The 17,181-nt window shown below is 74.5% G+C and carries 17 protein-coding genes; 2 read left to right on the forward strand and 15 right to left on the reverse strand.

Going from position 1 to position 17,181, the window contains the following annotated elements:
• Positions 1-1,356: an MFS transporter gene (locus tag ACGF12_RS10285; protein ID WP_393027855.1), complete on the reverse strand. Its 1,356-nt coding sequence runs from the start codon at positions 1,354-1,356 to the stop codon at positions 1-3.
• A 110-nt stretch (positions 1,357-1,466) separates the two neighbouring features.
• Here ACGF12_RS10285 and ACGF12_RS10290 point away from each other — a divergent pair, with 110 nt between their 5' ends.
• Positions 1,467-2,438 (forward strand): Lrp/AsnC family transcriptional regulator, encoded by a 972-nt coding sequence (locus tag ACGF12_RS10290; RefSeq protein ID WP_393027856.1) that lies wholly within the window; start codon positions 1,467-1,469, stop codon positions 2,436-2,438.
• Positions 2,439-2,525: 87 nt separating this feature from the next.
• Here ACGF12_RS10290 and ACGF12_RS10295 read toward each other — a convergent pair whose 3' ends face one another.
• The 7 genes from ACGF12_RS10295 to ACGF12_RS10325 all read right to left on the reverse strand — a co-directional run bounded on the left by ACGF12_RS10295 (position 2,526) and on the right by ACGF12_RS10325 (position 8,747).
• Entirely contained in the window at positions 2,526-2,972 is a 447-nt protein-coding gene (locus tag ACGF12_RS10295) for a hypothetical protein (RefSeq protein WP_393027857.1), read from the reverse strand.
• 63 nt (positions 2,973-3,035) lie between these two features.
• A complete protein-coding gene (locus ACGF12_RS10300) occupies positions 3,036-3,710 on the reverse strand; it encodes a DUF402 domain-containing protein (RefSeq protein WP_393027858.1) in 675 nt (224 codons plus the stop codon).
• Positions 3,707-4,549, reverse strand: a complete 843-nt coding sequence (locus tag ACGF12_RS10305; RefSeq protein ID WP_393027859.1) for a hypothetical protein — start codon at positions 4,547-4,549, stop codon at positions 3,707-3,709. The genes ACGF12_RS10300 and ACGF12_RS10305 overlap by 4 nt, the downstream gene beginning before the upstream one ends.
• Positions 4,546-6,351 (reverse strand): GMC family oxidoreductase, encoded by a 1,806-nt coding sequence (locus tag ACGF12_RS10310; RefSeq protein ID WP_393027860.1) that lies wholly within the window; start codon positions 6,349-6,351, stop codon positions 4,546-4,548. Before ACGF12_RS10310 ends, ACGF12_RS10305 begins: the two co-directional genes overlap by 4 nt.
• Entirely contained in the window at positions 6,348-6,806 is a 459-nt protein-coding gene (locus ACGF12_RS10315; RefSeq protein ID WP_393027861.1) for a hypothetical protein, read from the reverse strand. The genes ACGF12_RS10310 and ACGF12_RS10315 overlap by 4 nt, the downstream gene beginning before the upstream one ends.
• A gap of 200 nt (positions 6,807-7,006) precedes the next feature.
• Complete coding sequence (locus ACGF12_RS10320; protein ID WP_393027862.1) at positions 7,007-8,053, reverse strand: TIGR03617 family F420-dependent LLM class oxidoreductase; 1,047 nt, start codon at positions 8,051-8,053, stop codon at positions 7,007-7,009.
• A 37-nt stretch (positions 8,054-8,090) separates the two neighbouring features.
• Positions 8,091-8,747, reverse strand: coding sequence for a TetR/AcrR family transcriptional regulator (locus ACGF12_RS10325; protein ID WP_393027863.1), 657 nt, complete (start codon positions 8,745-8,747; stop codon positions 8,091-8,093).
• 98 nt (positions 8,748-8,845) lie between these two features.
• Here ACGF12_RS10325 and ACGF12_RS10330 point away from each other — a divergent pair, with 98 nt between their 5' ends.
• The gene (locus ACGF12_RS10330; protein WP_393027864.1) at positions 8,846-10,336 is read left to right on the forward strand and encodes a carboxylesterase/lipase family protein; all 1,491 of its coding nucleotides are present in this window, start codon (positions 8,846-8,848) and stop codon (positions 10,334-10,336) included.
• Positions 10,337-10,386: 50 nt separating this feature from the next.
• Here the strand turns inward: ACGF12_RS10330 and ACGF12_RS10335 are convergent, their stop codons facing one another.
• The 7 genes from ACGF12_RS10335 to ACGF12_RS10365 all read right to left on the reverse strand — a co-directional run bounded on the left by ACGF12_RS10335 (position 10,387) and on the right by ACGF12_RS10365 (position 17,178).
• Positions 10,387-11,220: an ABC transporter permease subunit gene (locus ACGF12_RS10335; RefSeq protein ID WP_393027865.1), complete on the reverse strand. Its 834-nt coding sequence runs from the start codon at positions 11,218-11,220 to the stop codon at positions 10,387-10,389.
• Positions 11,217-12,161, reverse strand: a complete 945-nt coding sequence (locus ACGF12_RS10340) for an ABC transporter ATP-binding protein (RefSeq protein ID WP_393027866.1) — start codon at positions 12,159-12,161, stop codon at positions 11,217-11,219. Before ACGF12_RS10340 ends, ACGF12_RS10335 begins: the two co-directional genes overlap by 4 nt.
• 97 nt (positions 12,162-12,258) lie before the next feature.
• Positions 12,259-13,686 carry an RtcB family protein gene (locus ACGF12_RS10345; protein WP_393027867.1) on the reverse strand — a complete coding sequence of 476 codons (1,428 nt, stop codon included), beginning with the start codon at positions 13,684-13,686 and terminating at the stop codon, positions 12,259-12,261.
• Between the two features lie 45 nt (positions 13,687-13,731).
• Positions 13,732-14,187, reverse strand: a complete 456-nt coding sequence (locus tag ACGF12_RS10350) for an archease (RefSeq protein WP_393027868.1) — start codon at positions 14,185-14,187, stop codon at positions 13,732-13,734.
• A gap of 123 nt (positions 14,188-14,310) precedes the next feature.
• Positions 14,311-15,573 carry a styrene monooxygenase/indole monooxygenase family protein gene (locus ACGF12_RS10355; RefSeq protein ID WP_393027869.1) on the reverse strand — a complete coding sequence of 421 codons (1,263 nt, stop codon included), beginning with the start codon at positions 15,571-15,573 and terminating at the stop codon, positions 14,311-14,313.
• 98 nt (positions 15,574-15,671) lie between these two features.
• A complete protein-coding gene (locus ACGF12_RS10360; protein WP_393027870.1) occupies positions 15,672-16,436 on the reverse strand; it encodes a thioesterase II family protein in 765 nt (254 codons plus the stop codon).
• Between the two features lie 196 nt (positions 16,437-16,632).
• Complete coding sequence (locus tag ACGF12_RS10365; RefSeq protein WP_393027871.1) at positions 16,633-17,178, reverse strand: GNAT family N-acetyltransferase; 546 nt, start codon at positions 17,176-17,178, stop codon at positions 16,633-16,635.
• Positions 17,179-17,181: the final 3 nt, after the last annotated feature.

The following is a 17,181-nucleotide window of genomic DNA, read 5'->3' on the forward strand; positions in this document are numbered from 1 at the left end:
TCAGCGGGCGGCCACCACCGCCGTCCGGGGCACCAGAGCGTAGGCCGGCACCGCGCCGAGCACCCCGACGGCGGCGGCCGCGAGCAGCACCCGGTTCAGCCCATCGACCGGCACGGCGCCGCCCCACTGGAACAACACGCCGAAGGCCGCGACCCCGAGGGTCTGCCCCAGCTGGCGGAAGGTGGTCATGGCCCCGGCGGCCATGCCCGCCCGCTCCGGGGGCAGCGCCGCGAACACGGCGGCGCCCATCGCCGGGCCCGTCAGCCCCACGCCGATGCCCGTCAGCGCCAGTCCGCACGCCGGCGACCAGGCCGAGGAGTGCCCGTCCAGACCCGCCTGCGCCGCGCACCCCAGCCCGCTCAGCAGCAGCCCGGTGCCGAGCACCGCCCGCGGCGACCTCCCGTGCAGCCGGCGCCCGCTGACCAGCGAGGCGGCGAAGGAGGCCAGCGCGAGCGGCATCAGCGCGAGCCCGGCCCGCACCGGCCCGAGGCCGAGGCCCTCCTGCAGCCACACCGAGGTATAGACCAAGGCCGAGAAGGCGGCCGTCGCGGCGAGCACGCACGCCATCGCGGCCGAGAAGAACGGCCTCGCGAACAGCCTCAGGTCCAACAGGGGTGCGGCGCTGCGCAGTTCGATCCGGCCGAAGGCGGCCAGCGCGAGCCCGGAGAGGGCCAGCAGGCCGAGCACGGTCGGCGAGGTCCAGCGCCGCTCCCCCGCCAGGGACAGCGCGTAGGTCAGCGCGCCGGCGGCCAGCGCGAACGCGGCCGTCCCGGGGACATCGACGCGGGCCGTGCCCGCGCCCCGCAGCCCGGCGGGCAGGCCCCGCAGCGCCAGCACCACGGTGAGCGCGACGAGCGGCAGGTTGAGGAGGAACACCGCCCGCCAGCCGAGGTACTGGGTGAGGACGCCGCCGACCACCGGGCCGAGCGCCGCCGCCAGCCCGGTCACCGCGCCGAAGACGCCCATCGCCCGCCCCAGGTCCGGCCCCCGGTAGACCGAACCGATCAGCGCGAAGGCGGTCACGGCCATCGCCGCGCCGCCGACGCCCTGCAGCGCGCGAGCGGCGACCAGCGCCCCCACACCCGGCGCCAGCCCGCAGACCAGCGAGGCGCATCCGAACACCGCGAGACCCGCGGCGTAGACCGCGCGCGCCCCGAGGCGGTCCGCCAGGGCGCCCATGGGGAGCATCAGGACGGCCAGCACCAGCGTGTAACCGTCGACCACCCACTGCAGTTCGGACAGCGGGGCCGACAGCGCCGCCCCGATCCCGGGCAGGGCGACGGACAGGACCGTGGTGTCGAGCAGGAACAGGAACGTGCCGAGACAGACGGCCGTCAGGGGCCACCAGGTGCGCATGAGGCTTCCTCCGTGGAGCTTCGTCGTGGACGCCCACACCGTCCCGAGCGCGGCCCCGCGCCCACCAGCCAGGCCCGCTACGGCGGCGGATACTGGCACACTGACAGCCCATGAAGACGGATACCGTCACCCTTGACGCGATCGACCACGGCCTGGTGCACGCCCTGCAGATCGACGGCCGAGCCCCGCTGCGCCTGATCGGTGAGGCCCTCGGCGTCTCCGAGAGCACCGTCGCCCGCCGCTACCGGCGGCTGCGCGGCGCCGGGATCCTCCGGGTCGTGGGCACCCTGAACGGCGCCCTGCTCGGCTACCAGGCCTGGACGATCCGCCTGCGGTGCACCCCGGACTCGGCGGGCGCCATCGCGAGGGCCCTCGCCGCCCGCCCCGACACCTCGTTCGTCCACCTGCTCTCCGGCGGCACCGAGATCTCCTGCAGCGTCCAGACCCGCACCGCCGACGACAGCGGGGAACTGCTGCTGCACAGGCTCCCCCGCACCGGCCGGGTCACCTCCGTCTCGGCGCACCTCCTGCTCGGCAGCCACGTCCTGCCCAACAGCTGGGCCGGCCCGGCCCGCCTCACGCCCGATCAGGCCGCACTGCTCGCCCCGCCGCCGGTGGAGCCCGCCGAGGTCCCCCTGGAGTCCGGTGACCGCGTGCTCCTCGACCTGCTCTCCCGGGACGGACGGGCCGGTCACACCGAACTCGCCGCGGCGACCGGCTGGTCGGAGTCGACCGTGCGGCGGCGGCTCGCCCTGCTGCGCCGGTCCGGCGTGCTGGTTCTCCTCGTCGACATCCCGCCGGCCGCCCTCGGTTTCCGCGCCGAGGCCCGGCTGTGGATGTCCGTACGACCCTCCCGGCTCGGCGCGGTGGCCGCCGCGATGGCCGGGCACCCGGAGGTGTCGCTGGTGGCCCACACCACGGGGCCGACCAACCTGCTCGCGGCCGTCAACTGCCGGGACTCGCTGGACCTCGCACGCTACCTGACCGGCCCGGTCGCGGCGCTGGACGCGATCCAGAGCATCGAGACGGCCCCGGTCATCCGCACGGTGAAGCGGGCCGGGGCACTGCTTCCGATCTCATGAACACATCTTCAATGACGCTTTCACCCTCACGAGGGAATTTTCTTTAAAGAGCGCCCACCCTGACAGCACGGCAACCGTCGGCCACGCTCACCGGTCCGGGCGCGCCGCCAGCGCCCGGATGATCCTCCGGCGGAGGTTGGTCGAGGCACCGGGCAGATGCCCGAGCCAGTTCAGCCGCTCGATCGACAGCTCGGGCCGCCGGGCCAGCTCCACCACCGCCCCGTACGGGCGGTCGCCTTCCCGCAGGCGCACGGCCACCAGGTCGACCAGCCCGTCCAGCGCCTCGCCGGTGAGCGCGGGGTGGGCGGCGATCAGCTGGAGCAGGTAGTTGTCGTTCCAGGTGGTGTTGCGCCGACGGGACAGCGAGGACAGCAGGTCGGTGGGCGCGGCGGCGTTCCGGGCGATCACCTGCCAGACGAACGGGTACTCGCCCCGGGCCAGTTGGCGCAGGACGTACGGGTTCGTGGTCCGCTCGGCCAGTTCCCGGTAGTCCCCGCCGTGGTGCAGGTGCTCGAGTGCCTCGACGTCATCCATCCCGCTGATCTCCCCTGAGCCGTCCATGTCGGCGCGCCACGCTAACAGGCGGGCGCTCCACCGTCAGGCCCGGGCGGCGGGGGTGCTGAGCGCGGTGTCCGGCAGGACGGGCAGCGGTCCCGCCGGCGGCAGGGTCCAGGCGTCCGGGTCGGGGGCGAACGGTCCGGTACGGTCCCGGAGTTGGGTGAGGGCGCGGTCGCGGGCCCGGTCCACGTGTCGGTGGGTGGCCTCGTCGACCACGCCGAGGCGCCGGGCCTCGGCGTACTCGTCCTCGTCCTTCCAGGTGTGCGAGGAGAGGTCGGGGGTGACCACCAGGTCCAGGAAGAGGTCAAAGGTGTCGATGCCGATGGCCGTCCGTCGGTACGGCAGCTCGAAGTTGACGTACCAGCGCAGCGGGCGGCCCTCGGGGCTGAGGAAGCGGTGCACGCTGAACGGCTCCCCGGCGGTGAAGCGGCTGATCACCACCGTGTCCCGCCAGGTCCAGTGGTCGAGCTCCCAGCAGCCGGCGGCGAGGTCGTCGATGCCGCGTTTGCGCGCGGCGACGCCTCCCCCGCGCCGCGAGGAGGTCCAGCTCGTGGGGGCCAGGCTCTCGACGCCGGGGCGGGCGGTCAGGGTCAGGGTGGCGCCGTCGTCCGCGAGGACGGTGTACGGCATGGCCGTCCAGATCCGGCCGCCCACCACGTCCCGGCGGACGGCGGTACTGCCCGGCACGAACGAGGGGCGGGGGCCGGTCGTCATCGGACGTAGTACGCGCGGTTGTGGGCGGCGACCGGCGGGGACTGGTACGTCCAGACCCCGGCGGCCGGGGCGTCGGAGATCAGCAGGGCGAGGTCACGGGCGGATTCCTCGGCGGGGTTGCCGAGGTCGAGCCGGACGCGGTCGGCGGTGCGGTCGTCCAGGGCGTAGTAGCGGTACGGCCGGTAGACGTTGAGCGGTCCGGCGAGCAGCTTGCCCTCGTCGTCGGTCCCGTATCCGGTGATCGGGGTGTTGTTGACCGACTCAGCGGTGAGGCCGATCAAGTCGACGTCCAGGGAGAGGAGTTCCTCGTCGCGGCGGTCCAGCCCGTCCGGTCCGAGGGTGGCACGGCGGCAGGAGACGCTCCACCGTTCGCGCACGGCGGGCGCGTTGAGCGAGGGCATGGTGGTCTCGAACCAGCCGGGATGCTTGGGTTCGGCGTACAGGCGGCGCCCGGCGTCGATGGCGAGCGGATTGTCGCAGAGCACGTGCAGCCGGGCGATGCCGAGCAGCTTGGTCTGGTCGTAACCCCGGGCGTACTGGCCGTAGTTGACCACCGGGATGCGCTCCTCGGCGAACACCGGGTGGGCGATCAGGTTGATCTCCAGCTCCTGGGTGATGCCGCCGCCGTTCGGGTACTGGGCGAAGTAGAGCTGGTAGTTGAGCGACACGCAGGCCCCGCCGTCGAAGGCGGCGACGGCCAGCCCGGGGTGGCGCTTGCCGAGCACCTGGCGGGCCCGCTCGGGCTCGACCAGGTAGTCGACCCCGACGTTGTGCAGCGCGCCGTAGTGGAAGGGCAGATGGTACGGCTCGGGTACGGGCGGCAGCGGCAGGCCGGTCATGAGGGCTCCGAGGGCGAGGACGGTGCGGGCGAGGAGGGCGCGGGTGCGGAAGGGGAGGACACGGTCACCGGCCGGCTCAGCTCCACCAGGTCCCGGTGCATCCGCTCGGCGCTGTGCAGCGCGAGGGCGGCCATGGTGAGCGAGGGGTTGGAGGTGCCCAGTGAGGGCATCGAACCGCAGCCGACGGCGTACAGGTTGGGGTGGTCCCAGCAGCGCTGCCAGTGGTCGACCACGGAGCTGCCGGGCGAGTCGCCCATGAGGTGGGTGCCCCCGGCGTGGCCCGCGCCGCGGTAGCCGTGGACGACACCGCGGTGTTCGAGCCGGCCCGGCCAGTGGGCGCCCGGGTAGGCGGTGTGGTCCTCGGCGCCCAGCAGGGCGAAGAGCTGGTCGGAGACGGCCCGGGCGGAGGCCATGCCCTCGCGGACGTAGTCGGAGAGGTCGTAGCGGATCGCCGGGACGGGCAGGCCGAGCGGGTCGCGCCGGTCCGGGTCGAGGGTGACCCGGTTGGCCGGGTCGGCGGGCTGTTCCAGCTCGAACTGGAGCGAGAACTGCCGTCCCAGCCGGTCGCCGAGGCGCTCGCGCAGTTCCTTGCCGCGCAGCCCGGCTGCCAGCAGCGCGGCGGCCTCGGTCTCGGGGGCGCCGCCGGCCCAGGACCAGCCCCAGTTGCCGATCTCGATCCGGAACGGCGCCCGGTTCCGACGGGCCGGGCCGAAGCGGAAGGCCTCCAGCCCGCTGGTGGAGCCGGGCCCCCGGTAGGGGCCGACCGGGCGGGGCATCAACCCCCAGGTGAGCAGCGCGGGGTGGTCCATCAGGTTCCGGCCGACCTGGTCGCTACGGTTGGCCAGGTCGGACAGGAGCAGCAGCCGGGCGTTCTCGATCGCGTGCGCGGCGAGCACCACGAGGTCCGCCTCCGCCCGGTGGACCGCACCGCCGGCCAGGTACTCGACTCCGGTGGCGCGCCCGGTCGCCGGGTCCGCGAGCACCCGGCTGACCACGGCCTCGGTGCGCAGCTCGACGCCGGGCGCCCAACGGGCCTGGGTGCGCAGCGGGGTGTACTTGGCGCCGGTCGGGCAGACCGGGACGCAGCTGGCACTGCCCGCGCAGAGCGGGCCGGACCCGGACTCCGGCCGGGTCGGCAGGCCGTTGCGGGCGTGCGGGGTGCCGGTGACGGCGAGTCGGGCGGGGTCGGCCATGGCGGGGTCGCGGGCGGTCCGGCCGTCGAGGGCGTCGGCGAGCTGCCGGTCGAGGTGGCTGGCCGGGATGGCCCGCATCGGGAAGGCGTAGCCGTCCGGGAGGGGCAGTCCGACGGCGCTGCGCTGCTCCTCGGCATCGGCCGCGACGCCGAGTTCCCGCACGGCCTCGCGGTAGTACGGCTCCAGGTCGTGGTAGCCGATCGGCCAGTTGCGGCCGTGGCCGAGGTCGCCGGTGCGGAAGTCCTCGGGGTGCATCCGCGGGGTGAGGCCGGTCCAGAGCAGTCCGGTGCCGCCGTTGGCGCGCAGGTAGCCGCTGGCGTAGGGCAGCGGCCCGTGCTGCCGCAGGTAGCCGGTGGCGGTGAAGCCGCCCTCGGGGTGCCCGGTGAGGTCGGTGACGTCGGGTGAGGGCGCGTCGGGGTTGTGCGGGTACGGCGCGGTGGGCGGGCCGCCGCCGGCCGCGCGGTGGGCGGTCGCGGTCTCGGCTGCGGTGGGCGCGGTCCGTCCGGCCTCCAGGACGAGCACCCGCCAGCCCTGTGCGCCGAGGCGGTGGGCGACCAGGCTTCCGGCGAAGCCCGCGCCGACGACAACGGCGTCCCAGTGTGCGGTCACCGCTCCTCGCCACCTCGGGGCGCCTCGGCCCAGCTGCCGTGGCCGGGGGCGGCGGCACCGGGCGCGCCGGCGTGGAAGGTCCGCCAGAGCAGGCCCTGGTCGTGGGCCCGGGCGGAGCTGGGGGCCTCGCCCGGCCAGGCGCCGACGTACCAGAGGTGGACGAGGGCGTGCTCGTCGCGGACCCGGTGGGCCAGGACGGTGCGGTGGTGCTCGTGCGCCATGCCGGTGGCGCGCAGCTCGGGCACGTCGAAGCCGGTCAGCTCGGCGCAAACGCGCAGGAACTCCTCGAAGTCGGCCAGTTCGTCGACCTCGGCGTACTCCCCGATCCCGTACGGGTCGGTCTCGGACCGGCCGGTCGCGTACGCGCGGGCCTGGCAGGAGTCGGTGGCGTACGACTCAGCGGCGTACGGCTCGGCCTCGTACGGGTCGTCATCAACGGTGCGATCGTCGGACACGGACACGCGGGCACCCCCACGATCGTCAGCGGATGGCCAAGACATGACAGACGCGCGTCGATGCCGACACGATCCGTCCCGTTCAGCGAGATCCTGCCGCCCGGGCGGACGACCGGGAACCGCTTGATCGAAGGTGCCCGATCTTGGCCTCACCCTGATCGATCAGCACGCCTCCATGGCCGAAGTCAGAACACTTCCGCTCAGTCCAGCGCCCGCACCGCCTCCAGCACGTCCAGCCCGAGCCCCGGGTCCGCATCCTCCGGCAGGTTGACGGACAGCCGGGTGACCAGCCCCGTGTAGCGGCGGTGGATCTCCCGCGCGGTCTCCTCCACCGAGCCGGACACCGCGAAGGTGTCGAACACCTCGTCGTCGATCAGCGCGGCCATCTCCGCCCAGCGCCCGCGCACCGAGTGGGTGTGCAACTCCTCCTGCAGCCCCTCCCAGCCGTGCTGCGCCAGCACCGGACGGTAGGCAGGGGTGGAGGCGTAGAAGGCGAGCCGCTCGCGCACCCCGGCCCGGTTCGCGGCGAGCTCCTCCTCGGTGCGGCCGGTGGCGGTGAGCACGTTGCCGACGATCTCGAAGGGCCGCCCCGTCCACGCGGCGCCCTCCGCCTCGGCCCGCTCGCGCTCCTCGGTCAGGCCGGGCAGCACCTGCTCGGCCAGGTAGGCGGTCGAGGAGAACGGGTGGCTGAGGAAGCCGTCGGCCACCGCCCCCGCGGTGCGGGTCATCAGCGGCCCGACGCCCGCCAGCAGGATCCGGGGCACCCCGGCCGGGATCGGGTCCGGCGAGAACACCGGCGTCATCACCGTGTGGGTGTAGAACTCGCCGCGGAAGCGCAGCCGTTCACCGGTCTGCCAGCTGTGCCAGATCGCCCGCACCGCCTGCACGTACTCGCGCAGCCGGGCGGCCGGACGGTCCCAGGGCATCCCGAAGCGCTTCTCGATGTGCGGCTTGACCTGCGAGCCGAGCCCGATCACGGCCCGCCCGCCGGAGGCCGCGTGCAACCCCCAAGCCTGGTACGCCAGCGTCATCGGGGTACGGGCGAAGGCCACCGCGATGCCGGTGGCCAGTTCGATCGACTCGGTGCGGTCGGCGGCCCGGGCGAGCTGGAGGAACGGGTCGTACGCCGTCTCGGCGACCACCAGCCGGTCCATGCCCCGGCGTTCGGCCTGCTCGGCGGCGTCGAGGATGCCCGCCGGATGCCCGGAGGCGGTGGCGTCGAGGCGGAGGGCGGCGGGTCGGTCCATGCTGGTGCTCCTGGTCGCGGGCTACGGTGCTTCCCGGCTAGCCTGCCACGCCGTCAGCGCCGCTCCGACCCGCCTCGACCGCGGCCTCGACCGCCGCCCCGACCGTGAACAGCCGGTCCAGGTGCCGGTCGACGGCGGCGAGCACGGCGGGCGGCTCGATCACGTCCAGCTCCAGCAGCGTGGTGAACCCGGTCAGCGCGAGCAACAGGTCGGTCTCCACCACCGGGTCGCGGTCCCCCGCGATCAGCCCGTCGGCGATCGCCTGCCGGACCACCTGCTCCACCATGCCCCGCCCCTGCAGCAGGCCGGCGCGAGCCCGCGCGTGGACGCCCTCGTCGTGCAGCGCCTCCAGCACGTAGGCGGCGCTCATCCGGCTGGTCACCCGGGAGTCCGCGCGCAGTGGCAGCAGCTCGACCAGCATCGCCCTCAGCACCGCGCGCGGATGCGGCCGCTCGCCGAGCTCCGCCAGCGCCCGGCCGACCCGCAGCGCGCTCTGCTCGCCGGCCAGGTCCCCCGCGAAGGCGAGCAGATCGGCCCGGGAGCCGAAGTAGTGCTGCAGCTGCCCGAGCGAGATGCCCGCCTCCTGGGCGACCTCGCGCAGCGTCAGATGCGTGGCGCCGCGCTGCTCCACCACCCGCCACAGTGCACGGGCGATGGTCTCGCGGCGCTCCTGGTGGTCGACCTGCTTGGGCATGGCCTTCGCCCTCCGAGCTCTTTCCGATCTTTCCAATACGCTTGACATAATACATCTGACCGATAACGCTGAGGGCATTCCGAGGGAGGAGTGTCCAGATGCTCACACAGCCCGTCGCCCACACCGCCGAGGGAACCCTCCGCGGCTTCCTGGACCGGGGGCTCCCGGTCTTCCGCGGCATCCCCTACGCCCGGCCGCCGGTCGGACCGCTCCGCTTCGCCGCCCCTGCCCCGCCCGAGCGCTGGGACGGCGTCCGCGAGGCCTTCGAGTTCGGCCCCGTCGTCCCCCAGTCCGGACCCCTGCCGGCCGCGCCGACCCAGGGCACCGACTGGCTGACGCTCAACGTCTGCACCCCGGACCCGGGCGCGGCCGCACTGCCGGTGCTGGTCTGGATCCACGGTGGCGCCTTCATCTCGGGGACCTCGGGCGACCCGCTGTACGACCCGACCGAGCTGGCCCGGGCCGGGCTGGTCGTGGTGAGCGTCAACTACCGGGTGGGCGCGGAGGGTTTCGCGCTCTTCGAGGGAGCCCCGGCCAACCGCGCCTTCCTCGACCAGATCGCGGCCCTGGAGTGGGTCCAGCGCAACATCGCCGGCTTCGGCGGCGACCCCGGCCGGGTGACCATCGCCGGCCAGTCGGCCGGCGCCTCGTCGGTCGCCGCGCTGCTCACGATGAGCCGGGCGCGCGGCCTGTTCCGCCGGGCCGTCGCCCACACCGTCGGGGGCAACCTCTGCACCCCCGTACTGGCCGCCGAGGTCACCGCCGCCCTGGCGGACCAACTCGGCACGGCCCCCACTGCCGCCGCCCTCGCCGAGGTCGATCCCTGGCGCCTGGCCGCCGCGGTCACCGACCTCGGTACCGCACTGCCGGAACACCTCGCGCGCTGGGGGCGGCTCGCACAGACCGGCGTCGCGACCGTCCCGGTGGTCGACGGCGAGATCCTGGCCGAGGAGCCCTGGGCCGCCCTGGCCGCCGGACGCGCCGCCGGAACCGAGCTGCTGGTCGGTCACACCCGCGACGAGTTCCGCCTGTTCAGCGTCCTGGCCGGCCGGCACGGCACCTTCACCGAGGAGGAGGCCCGCACCGCCCTGGCCCAGCTCGCCCCGCCCCCGGACGGTCCGGACGACTACCGCACCGCCCTCCCGAACGCCACGCCCGAGGACCTGCTCGAAGCCGTCAGCTCCGACGCCCTGTTCCGGATGCCCTCGCTCCACCTCGCCGAGGGCAACGCCGCAGCCGGCGGCAGCTCCTACCTCTTCGAACTGGCCTTCCCCGCCCCCGCCCTGGGCGGAGTACTCGGCGCCTGCCACGGACTGGACGTCCCGCTGGCCTTCGGCACCCTGGACAGCCCGATCGGCCGGCACTTCCTCGGCGACCCGCCCGGCCCGGCGACGGTCGAGCTCTCCTGCGAGCTCCAGCAGGCCTGGATCCGGTTCGTCTCCACCGGCGACCCCGGGTGGGCCCGCTACGAGCCGGAGCGGCAGCTCACCCGGGTGTTCGACACCCGCTCGGAGACCGTCCGCTACCCCGAGCAGGCCTCCCGCGACATCTGGTCGGGGCACACCCCCACCGCCTTCGACCTCGTCTGACGAGAACGGCGAGGACGGCCGGAGCGGCGGGAGCGGCGGACTCAGCGGAGTCAGATCGCCAGGTCCCGTCGCTCCAGCAGCCGGAAGGCCGCCAGCAAGCCGAGCAGCCCCACCCCGAGCAGCACCCCCAGCGCCGCCCACGGCACCCCGCCGTGCGCGAGCACGTCCCCCGGCGCGTAGTAGTGGAACGGGCTGAGGTAGCGCAGCGGTTCCGCCGGGGACCAGGCCAGGGCGACGAAGTTGAGCGCGAAGCCGGCCGCGCCGAAGGCAACGGCCGCACCGATCACGTGCGCCCGCCGCCGGCTGAGCGCGGACACCGCCAGCACCGGCCCGGTCAGGCAGAACGCCAAGGCGCAGCCCAGCAGTCCGGCGGTGAACACCCCGCCCTCCGGGACCGCGTCGCGCAGCTTCGGCGAGACGGCCACCCCGAGCGCGACGGTCAGCGTGGCGGCCGCGTTGAGCAGCACCGAGGCGGCGATCAGCGCGCCGGCCCGTTCGGCGAGCAGCCGGCGCCGGGAGAGCGGACGGGTCATCAGCAACTCGATGGTGCCGGACTCGACGTCGGCCGCGACGGCGGCGGCGCCGAGCGAGCCGATCACGGTGAGCTGGAGCGCGATCCAGAACGGGTGGGTGAGCCCGGCGCCGAGCAGCCCGGGGTAACTGGCGATGGAGACATCGCTGTTGGAGCCGCTGAAGGCCTTGAACGCGCCGGGCGGGGTGCGGCGGGCGCCGAACAGCTCGGTGGGCGGGACGGTGCCGGCGATCACCACGATCAGCGTCTCGAAGACGACCATGCCGAGCACCAGGGTGGTCAGCATCCGGCGCCGCCGGTGCAGGGCGAGCCAGACCAGGGGGAGGCGGCGGCTGACGGTGCCGGGGGTCATCGCGCCTCCTCCCCTTCGACGGCCTCCTGGTCGGTCGAGCGGTAGAGGTCGAGGAAGGCCTCGTCCAGGCCCGCCTCCTCCACGGTCAGGTCGGCGACCGGCAGTTCGGCCAGCAGGCCCCGTACGGCCGGGACCACCTCGTCGGGCGGCACCAGCAGCTCCACCCGCCGGCCGTCCCAGCGCGGGGACCACCGTTCGGCGGCGCCGAGCGGCCGGGCACCCTGTCCGTCGGCGAAGACCAGGCGCACCCGCCGCGCCCGCGCCCGGCGCAGCTCGGCCACCGAGCGGACGGTCACCAGCCGGCCCCGGCGGACGATGGCGACCCGGCCGCAGGTCCGCTGCACCTCGGGCAGCACGTGGCTGGAGAGCAGTACGGTGCGCCCGGCCGCGGTCTCCTCGGCGAGCAGTTCGAAGAAGGTCTCCTGAAGCAGCGGGTCCAGCCCCTCGCTGGGTTCGTCCAGCACCACCACGGCGGGCGTGTGCTGGAGCGACTGGACCAGCCCGAGCTTCTGCTTCATGCCGCGCGAGTACTCCCCCACCGGCCGGGCGAGGTCGGCCGGGGAGAGCTTCAGCCGTTCGCACAGCTCGCGCTGCCGGGGCACCGGGGCGCCCTGGAGGGCGGCGAGCAGGTCGAGCGTCTGCTGCCCGGTGAGCTCGGGGTAGAGCCGCAGTTCGCCGGGCAGGTAGCCGAGCGCGGGGGCGAGCCGCCGGTGGTCGGTCACCGGGTCCAGACCGAGCACCCGCACCCGGCCGTCGCTGGGGCCGAGCAGGCCGACCAGGCAGCGCAGGGTGGTGGTCTTGCCGGCGCCGTTGGGGCCGAGCAGTCCGAACACCTCACCGGCCTCGACCGTGACGTCCAGGTCCTCGATGCCGACCGTGGCACCGTACCGCTTGGTGAGCGCGGTCAGTTCGATCACCGGTGCGGTCGCGTTCCCGGGCATGCCCGCCTCCTGTGGCTACCCCCTCGGATGTGTGTCGGACATCCAAGCGTGGGTGCCCCGGCCGGTCCAGAGACACGGCCGGGCCGCTTCCGCGCGCTCACCCCTTGCACACGCCCAGCGGCACCAGGCGGGCCACCTGCCGGGCGAGCCCCGCGGCCTCGGTGACGGCGGCCACCGCGTCCACGTCCTTGTACGCCTCGGGCGTCTCCTCGGCCAGCGCCCGCATCGAGGCGGGACGCACCGCGATGCCGCGCGCCTCCAGGTCGCCCTTGAGCCGCTCGCCGCGCACCATCCGCAGCGCCTGGTGGCGGCTCCACACCCGCCCGGCGCCGTGGCAGGCGGAACGGAAGGCCTCGTTGCCGGGCAGGCCGACCATGACGTACGAGGCGGTGCCCATCGTCCCCGGCACCAGCACCGGCTGCCCGGCCTCGGCCAGGTCGGCGGGCAGTTCGGGGTCGCCGGGCGGCAGAGCCCTGGTGGCGCCCTTGCGGTGCACGCAGAGCTTCCGCGGCGCGCCGTCCACCTCGTGGGTCTCCAGCTTGGCGAGGTTGTGCGACACGTCGTAGACCAGCTCCAGCCCGACCCCGAGCGCGGTGGCGAAGGCGCGGCGGGCGGCCTCGGAGAGCAGCTGCCGGTTGGCCCGGCCGTAGTTGGCGGCGGCGGTCATGGCGCCCAGGTAGGCGCGCCCGCGCGGGGAGTCGACCGGGGTGCAGGCGAGCTGGCGGTCCGGGAGCTCGATCCGGTAGCGGTGCAGCTCGCGGTCCATGGCGCGGACGTGGTCGGTGCAGATCTGGTGACCCAGGCCGCGCGAACCGCAGTGGATCATGACGCAGACCTGGCCCGGCCGCAGCCCGAAGGCAGCCGCCGTCTCCGGGTCGTGCACCTTGTCGACGGCCTGCACCTCCAGGAAGTGGTTGGCCGAGCCGAGGCTGCCGACCTGCTGCAGCCCGCGCTCGACGGCCCGGGTGCTCACCTCGCCGGGGGCCGCGCCCGCCAGCACGCCGCGGTCCTCGCAGCGCTCCAGGTCGCGCGGCACGCCGTGGCCGTGCTCGACGGCGTAGCGGGCGCCGCCGAGCAGCAGGTCGTCGAGTTCCTCCGGCCCGGCGAGGTGCCAGAGGCCACCGCGGCCGAGTCCGCGCGGGACGCTGTGGTCCAGCAGGTCCATCAGACGGCGGATCCGCTCGACGTCGAGCTCCTCCCGGGTGACCCCGGCGGCGAGCAACCGGACCCCGCAGGAGATGTCGAAGCCGACCCCGCCGGGCGAGACCACCCCGCCCTGGTCGACGTCGGTGGCGGCGACCCCGCCGATCGGGAAGCCGTAGCCCCAGTGCACATCGGGCATCGCGTAGGAGGCGCGGACGATCCCGGGCAGCGTCGCCACGTTGGCGACCTGCTCCAGCGCCTTGTCCCCGGCGGCCTGCGGCAGCAGCGCGTCGGTCGCGAACACCACGCCCGGCACGCGCATCGGCGGTCGCGGATCGATCCGCCAGCGGCAGCGGCCCGCCTCGGCCAGTGCGATCTCCACCTCGCTCACCCCGCTCCCGCAGCATGTGCCATCCGTCCACCGCGGCTAGACGTCCACCGTGGCGGCGCAGGTCCAGCCGCCCGGCCCGGCGCTCAGCTCCAGGCCGTGCAACGAGACGGCCTTCGGTACCGCGCCGACCAGCACGGCGGTGGCGACGTCGGCCATCCGGAACCGGACCTCGACGCTCCGGGCGCCGTCCAGGCCCTTGACCGGCCCGAAGGCGAGCGCGACCGGCAGTTCGCCGTCGGCGTCCATCCGGTAGATGACCTCCTCCAGGACGCCCGCGAGCAGGTCCGGGTCGCTCGCCGCGAGCACGGTGCAGCCGCGCTCGCCGACGATCCGCGCACCGGACAGGTCGGCGAAGGTGCCGACGACGGCGTGCACCAGCTCGCCGATGCAGCCCTCGGCCGTCGGCGCCCATGCCTCCACCCGCAGGTCCGCCGTGTGCGGCACGCTCCGGTGGCCGCTGCCGGACCGGCCCGCGGGCTCGTGACCGTCCACGAGCGACGCCTCCCGCACCCGTTGTGCCGTCTTCCCTCCAGCGTCGTCCCGGGGGCGGTCCGGGGGCAAGTGCGGCCGGTCCCCGACCGCCGGGTGCGGCCGCCTTCCGACCGCCGGCCGCGGCTATTCCCCGACGGACGGGTGCGGCTGGTCTCCGACCGAGGAGAGGTACGCGGCGGTCAGCCCCGGCGTGGCCAGCCAGGCGGCGTGGTCGCTCGGCTCGGCGTAGGTGTTGGCGAGCCGGCGGGCGACCTGCTCGTGCTCGGCGGCGGCCGCGAAAACGCCCTGCAGATGGTCCGGCACAGTGAGCATCAACGCCGTGAACTCCACGGTGTGGCGGGCGTGTTGCTGCCAGAACCGCTCGGCGGTGCGGCACATCCAGTCCACCGTGAACGGGGCCGCCCCGTGCTCGACGATGGCCCGCCGGTACGCCTCCGCCGCGCGGGCGGCGCTGTTGGCGCCCTGCCCGGTGATCGGGTCGTTGACCACCACGGCGTCGCCGAGGCCGAGGACGTGAACGGCGTCGACGCCCGAACCCAGCTCCGCCACCGGGCGGCGCACCGTCGGGGTCACCGCGCCCCACAGCCCGGCCCCGGCGTCGGTCGGCTCGGCCGCGCGCCAGAGCTCCGCCTCCCAGGGCAGGTACTCGGCCAACAGCTCGCGGATCCGGGCCAGTTGGACGTCGGGCGCCGGGCCGTCGCCGAACGCGTCCAGCGGCCCGCCGGGCAGCGCCTCCCACAGCAGGATGTCGCAGGGGCCGGAGAGCGTCAGCGCCGGCTGCAGGTACAGCTCGCCGAGGCCGGGCAGGGCGTGCATCCGCGCTCTGGGCCCGGCGGCCGGGCCGGGCGCGCCGACGCCGTGCGCGTACAGGCAGGACAGCGCGCGCTGCGGCCGGTCGAAGGGCGAGCGGGCGGCGTGGCGCTCGAAGATCCCGGCCAGTTCGCCGCGACCGGCCGCGACCACGGTCAGCTCGTGTCCCCGGGCCAGTTCGTGCAGCCCGGCCCGGTCCAGCGAGCGGTACTCGACCCGGCCGCCGCGCTCCGCGAGCAGTTCCAGCCAGCGGGCCAGCTTGATCCGCTGGTCCACCGACTGGCCCGGCTCGTCCAGCGTCATGGTGAACTCCAGCGCCCGGGTGGCCGGCGGCGCCGCGAGCACCGCGTCCACCGACGAGACCGCCGGCGCCTCGTCCGCCCACAGGTCCAGCCCGGCCGCCGCTTCGATCCGCAGCGCCGGGCCGAACATCGCCTGGGTGGACAGCACCCGACCGCCACGCACCTGCTCCGGGGTGCGCTCGGCCACCAGCGTCACCCCGTACCCGTCGGCAACCAGCCCGAGCGCGAGCTGCAGGCCGGCCTGGCCCGCTCCGACGACGGCGATCCGGCGCATGGCGGCCTCCCGGTGGTCTGCTGACGTGGCGTCAGCAGGAACCCTAGCCCAGCGGTCAGGCCGCCGACAGGGTTCTGACGGCGGTTCCGACCTCGGCGCTAAGGGCGGTTCCGACCGTCCAGCTGTGCAGTGATCAGCCGCACCACGGCGTCGACCTGGTCCGCCACGTAGAAGTGCCCGCCCGGAAGGACTCGCAGGTCGAAGCCGCCGGTGGTGTGCCGCTCCCACTGGGCGACCTGCTCGACCGTCGCATTGCCGTCAATCTCCCCCACCAGGCCGACGATCGGCTGGGTGACGACGGCGTCCAGGGGCGCGCAGTAGGTCTCGATGGCGGTGTAGTCGGCCCGCAGCGCCGGGAGGATCAGCTCGCGCAGCGCCGGGATGGTGAGGATCTGTTCATCCGTCCCGCCGAGCCCGACGATCTCCTTGAGCATGCCGTCGTCCGACAGCTGGTGGATCCTGCTGTCCCGGGGCAGCGAGGGCGCGCGGCCCGCCGACACGAACAGCCGCTCGGGCCCCGCCAGACCGTCCCGGGCGAAGCGCCGGGTCACCTCGAAGGCGACGGCCGCGCCCATGCTGTGCCCGAAGAAGACGAGCGGCCGGTCCGCCCACTCCCGCAGCTCCCGGTAGGCCTGCTCGGCGAGCTCCGGCACCGAGTCGATCGGCGGTTCCGTGAAGCGGTTCTGCCGCCCCGGGTACTGGACCGCGAGCACGTCCACGTACGGCGCGAGCGCGTTGGCGTGGTCCAGGTAGTAGCTGGCCGAGCCACCGGCGTGCGGGAAGATCACGACCCGGGCCGGTGCGGAGTCGGACGGGTTGAACCGGCGGAACCACGGGTTGTCGACGGCGGCGCTGCTGGGCATGCGGGGTGTGGCCTCTCTCTCCGTGACGTACTCTGCTCGCCCCAGTCTCGCAGTGCGCTCGCGACGGCGGGGGCGATTACGGTGTGTTACCCGGATCACTTCCCCAGGTCACACCCGCCCGTCACCCGCCCTCGGCCCTCGCCCTCGGCCCTTCTCCTCAGTCCTCCTCGGACTCCGCGGCGAACGGTTTTCCCGCTCACCCCTGACGGCGGGACAGGTATTCCGCCCGGGTCAGTTCGTGGACCCGCACGACGCGGCCGTTACCCGGGGCGGTCGTCTCACGTCCGGGCGGCAGGCCGAGTTTGGCCATGACGCGCTCGGAGGCGGAGTTGCCGACCTGGGCGATGCTGATGATCCGCTCCAGGCCGCGCCCTTCGAACCCGAACCGCAGCGCCGCCGTCGCCGCCTCGGTGGCGATGCCCCGACCCCAGAACGGTCGGCCGAGCCGCCAGCCGATCTCGACGGCGGGCAGCACCTCGGGCAGGAAGGTCGGAACGGCCAGGCCCGTGAACCCGACGAGTTCACCGCTCGCCCGCCACTCCACCGCGAACAGGCCGAAGCCCTCGGCCTCCCAGTTCCTCTCGATCCGCTCGACCCACAGGCGGGTCTCCTCCGGGCTGAGGACCCGCCCGTCACGGATCCACCGCATCACCTCGGGGTCCGCGTTCACCGCGGCCATCGCCGGCACATCGCTCTCTCGCCAGCGACGCAGGACGAGACGGGAGGTATCGATCGTCACCATCCG

This window comes from Kitasatospora sp. NPDC048296 (genome assembly GCF_043201815.1).
GTDB lineage: Bacteria > Actinomycetota > Actinomycetes > Streptomycetales > Streptomycetaceae > Kitasatospora.

Bases quoted from the DNA above. Each gene is read 5' to 3' on its own strand.
- ACGF12_RS10285 (WP_393027855.1), bottom strand. From the start codon at position 1,356: ATGCGCACCTGGTGGCCCCTGACGGCCGTCTGTCTCGGCACGTTCCTG.
- ACGF12_RS10290 (WP_393027856.1), top strand. From the start codon at position 1,467: ATGAAGACGGATACCGTCACCCTTGACGCGATCGACCACGGCCTGGTG.
- ACGF12_RS10295 (WP_393027857.1), bottom strand. From the start codon at position 2,972: ATGGATGACGTCGAGGCACTCGAGCACCTGCACCACGGCGGGGACTAC.
- ACGF12_RS10300 (WP_393027858.1), bottom strand. From the start codon at position 3,710: ATGACGACCGGCCCCCGCCCCTCGTTCGTGCCGGGCAGTACCGCCGTC.
- ACGF12_RS10305 (WP_393027859.1), bottom strand. From the start codon at position 4,549: ATGACCGGCCTGCCGCTGCCGCCCGTACCCGAGCCGTACCATCTGCCC.
- ACGF12_RS10320 (WP_393027862.1), bottom strand. From the start codon at position 8,053: ATGGACCGACCCGCCGCCCTCCGCCTCGACGCCACCGCCTCCGGGCAT.
- ACGF12_RS10325 (WP_393027863.1), bottom strand. From the start codon at position 8,747: ATGCCCAAGCAGGTCGACCACCAGGAGCGCCGCGAGACCATCGCCCGT.
- ACGF12_RS10330 (WP_393027864.1), top strand. From the start codon at position 8,846: ATGCTCACACAGCCCGTCGCCCACACCGCCGAGGGAACCCTCCGCGGC.
- ACGF12_RS10335 (WP_393027865.1), bottom strand. From the start codon at position 11,220: ATGACCCCCGGCACCGTCAGCCGCCGCCTCCCCCTGGTCTGGCTCGCC.
- ACGF12_RS10340 (WP_393027866.1), bottom strand. From the start codon at position 12,161: ATGCCCGGGAACGCGACCGCACCGGTGATCGAACTGACCGCGCTCACC.
- ACGF12_RS10355 (WP_393027869.1), bottom strand. From the start codon at position 15,573: ATGCGCCGGATCGCCGTCGTCGGAGCGGGCCAGGCCGGCCTGCAGCTC.
- ACGF12_RS10360 (WP_393027870.1), bottom strand. From the start codon at position 16,436: ATGCCCAGCAGCGCCGCCGTCGACAACCCGTGGTTCCGCCGGTTCAAC.
- ACGF12_RS10365 (WP_393027871.1), bottom strand. From the start codon at position 17,178: ATGGTGACGATCGATACCTCCCGTCTCGTCCTGCGTCGCTGGCGAGAG.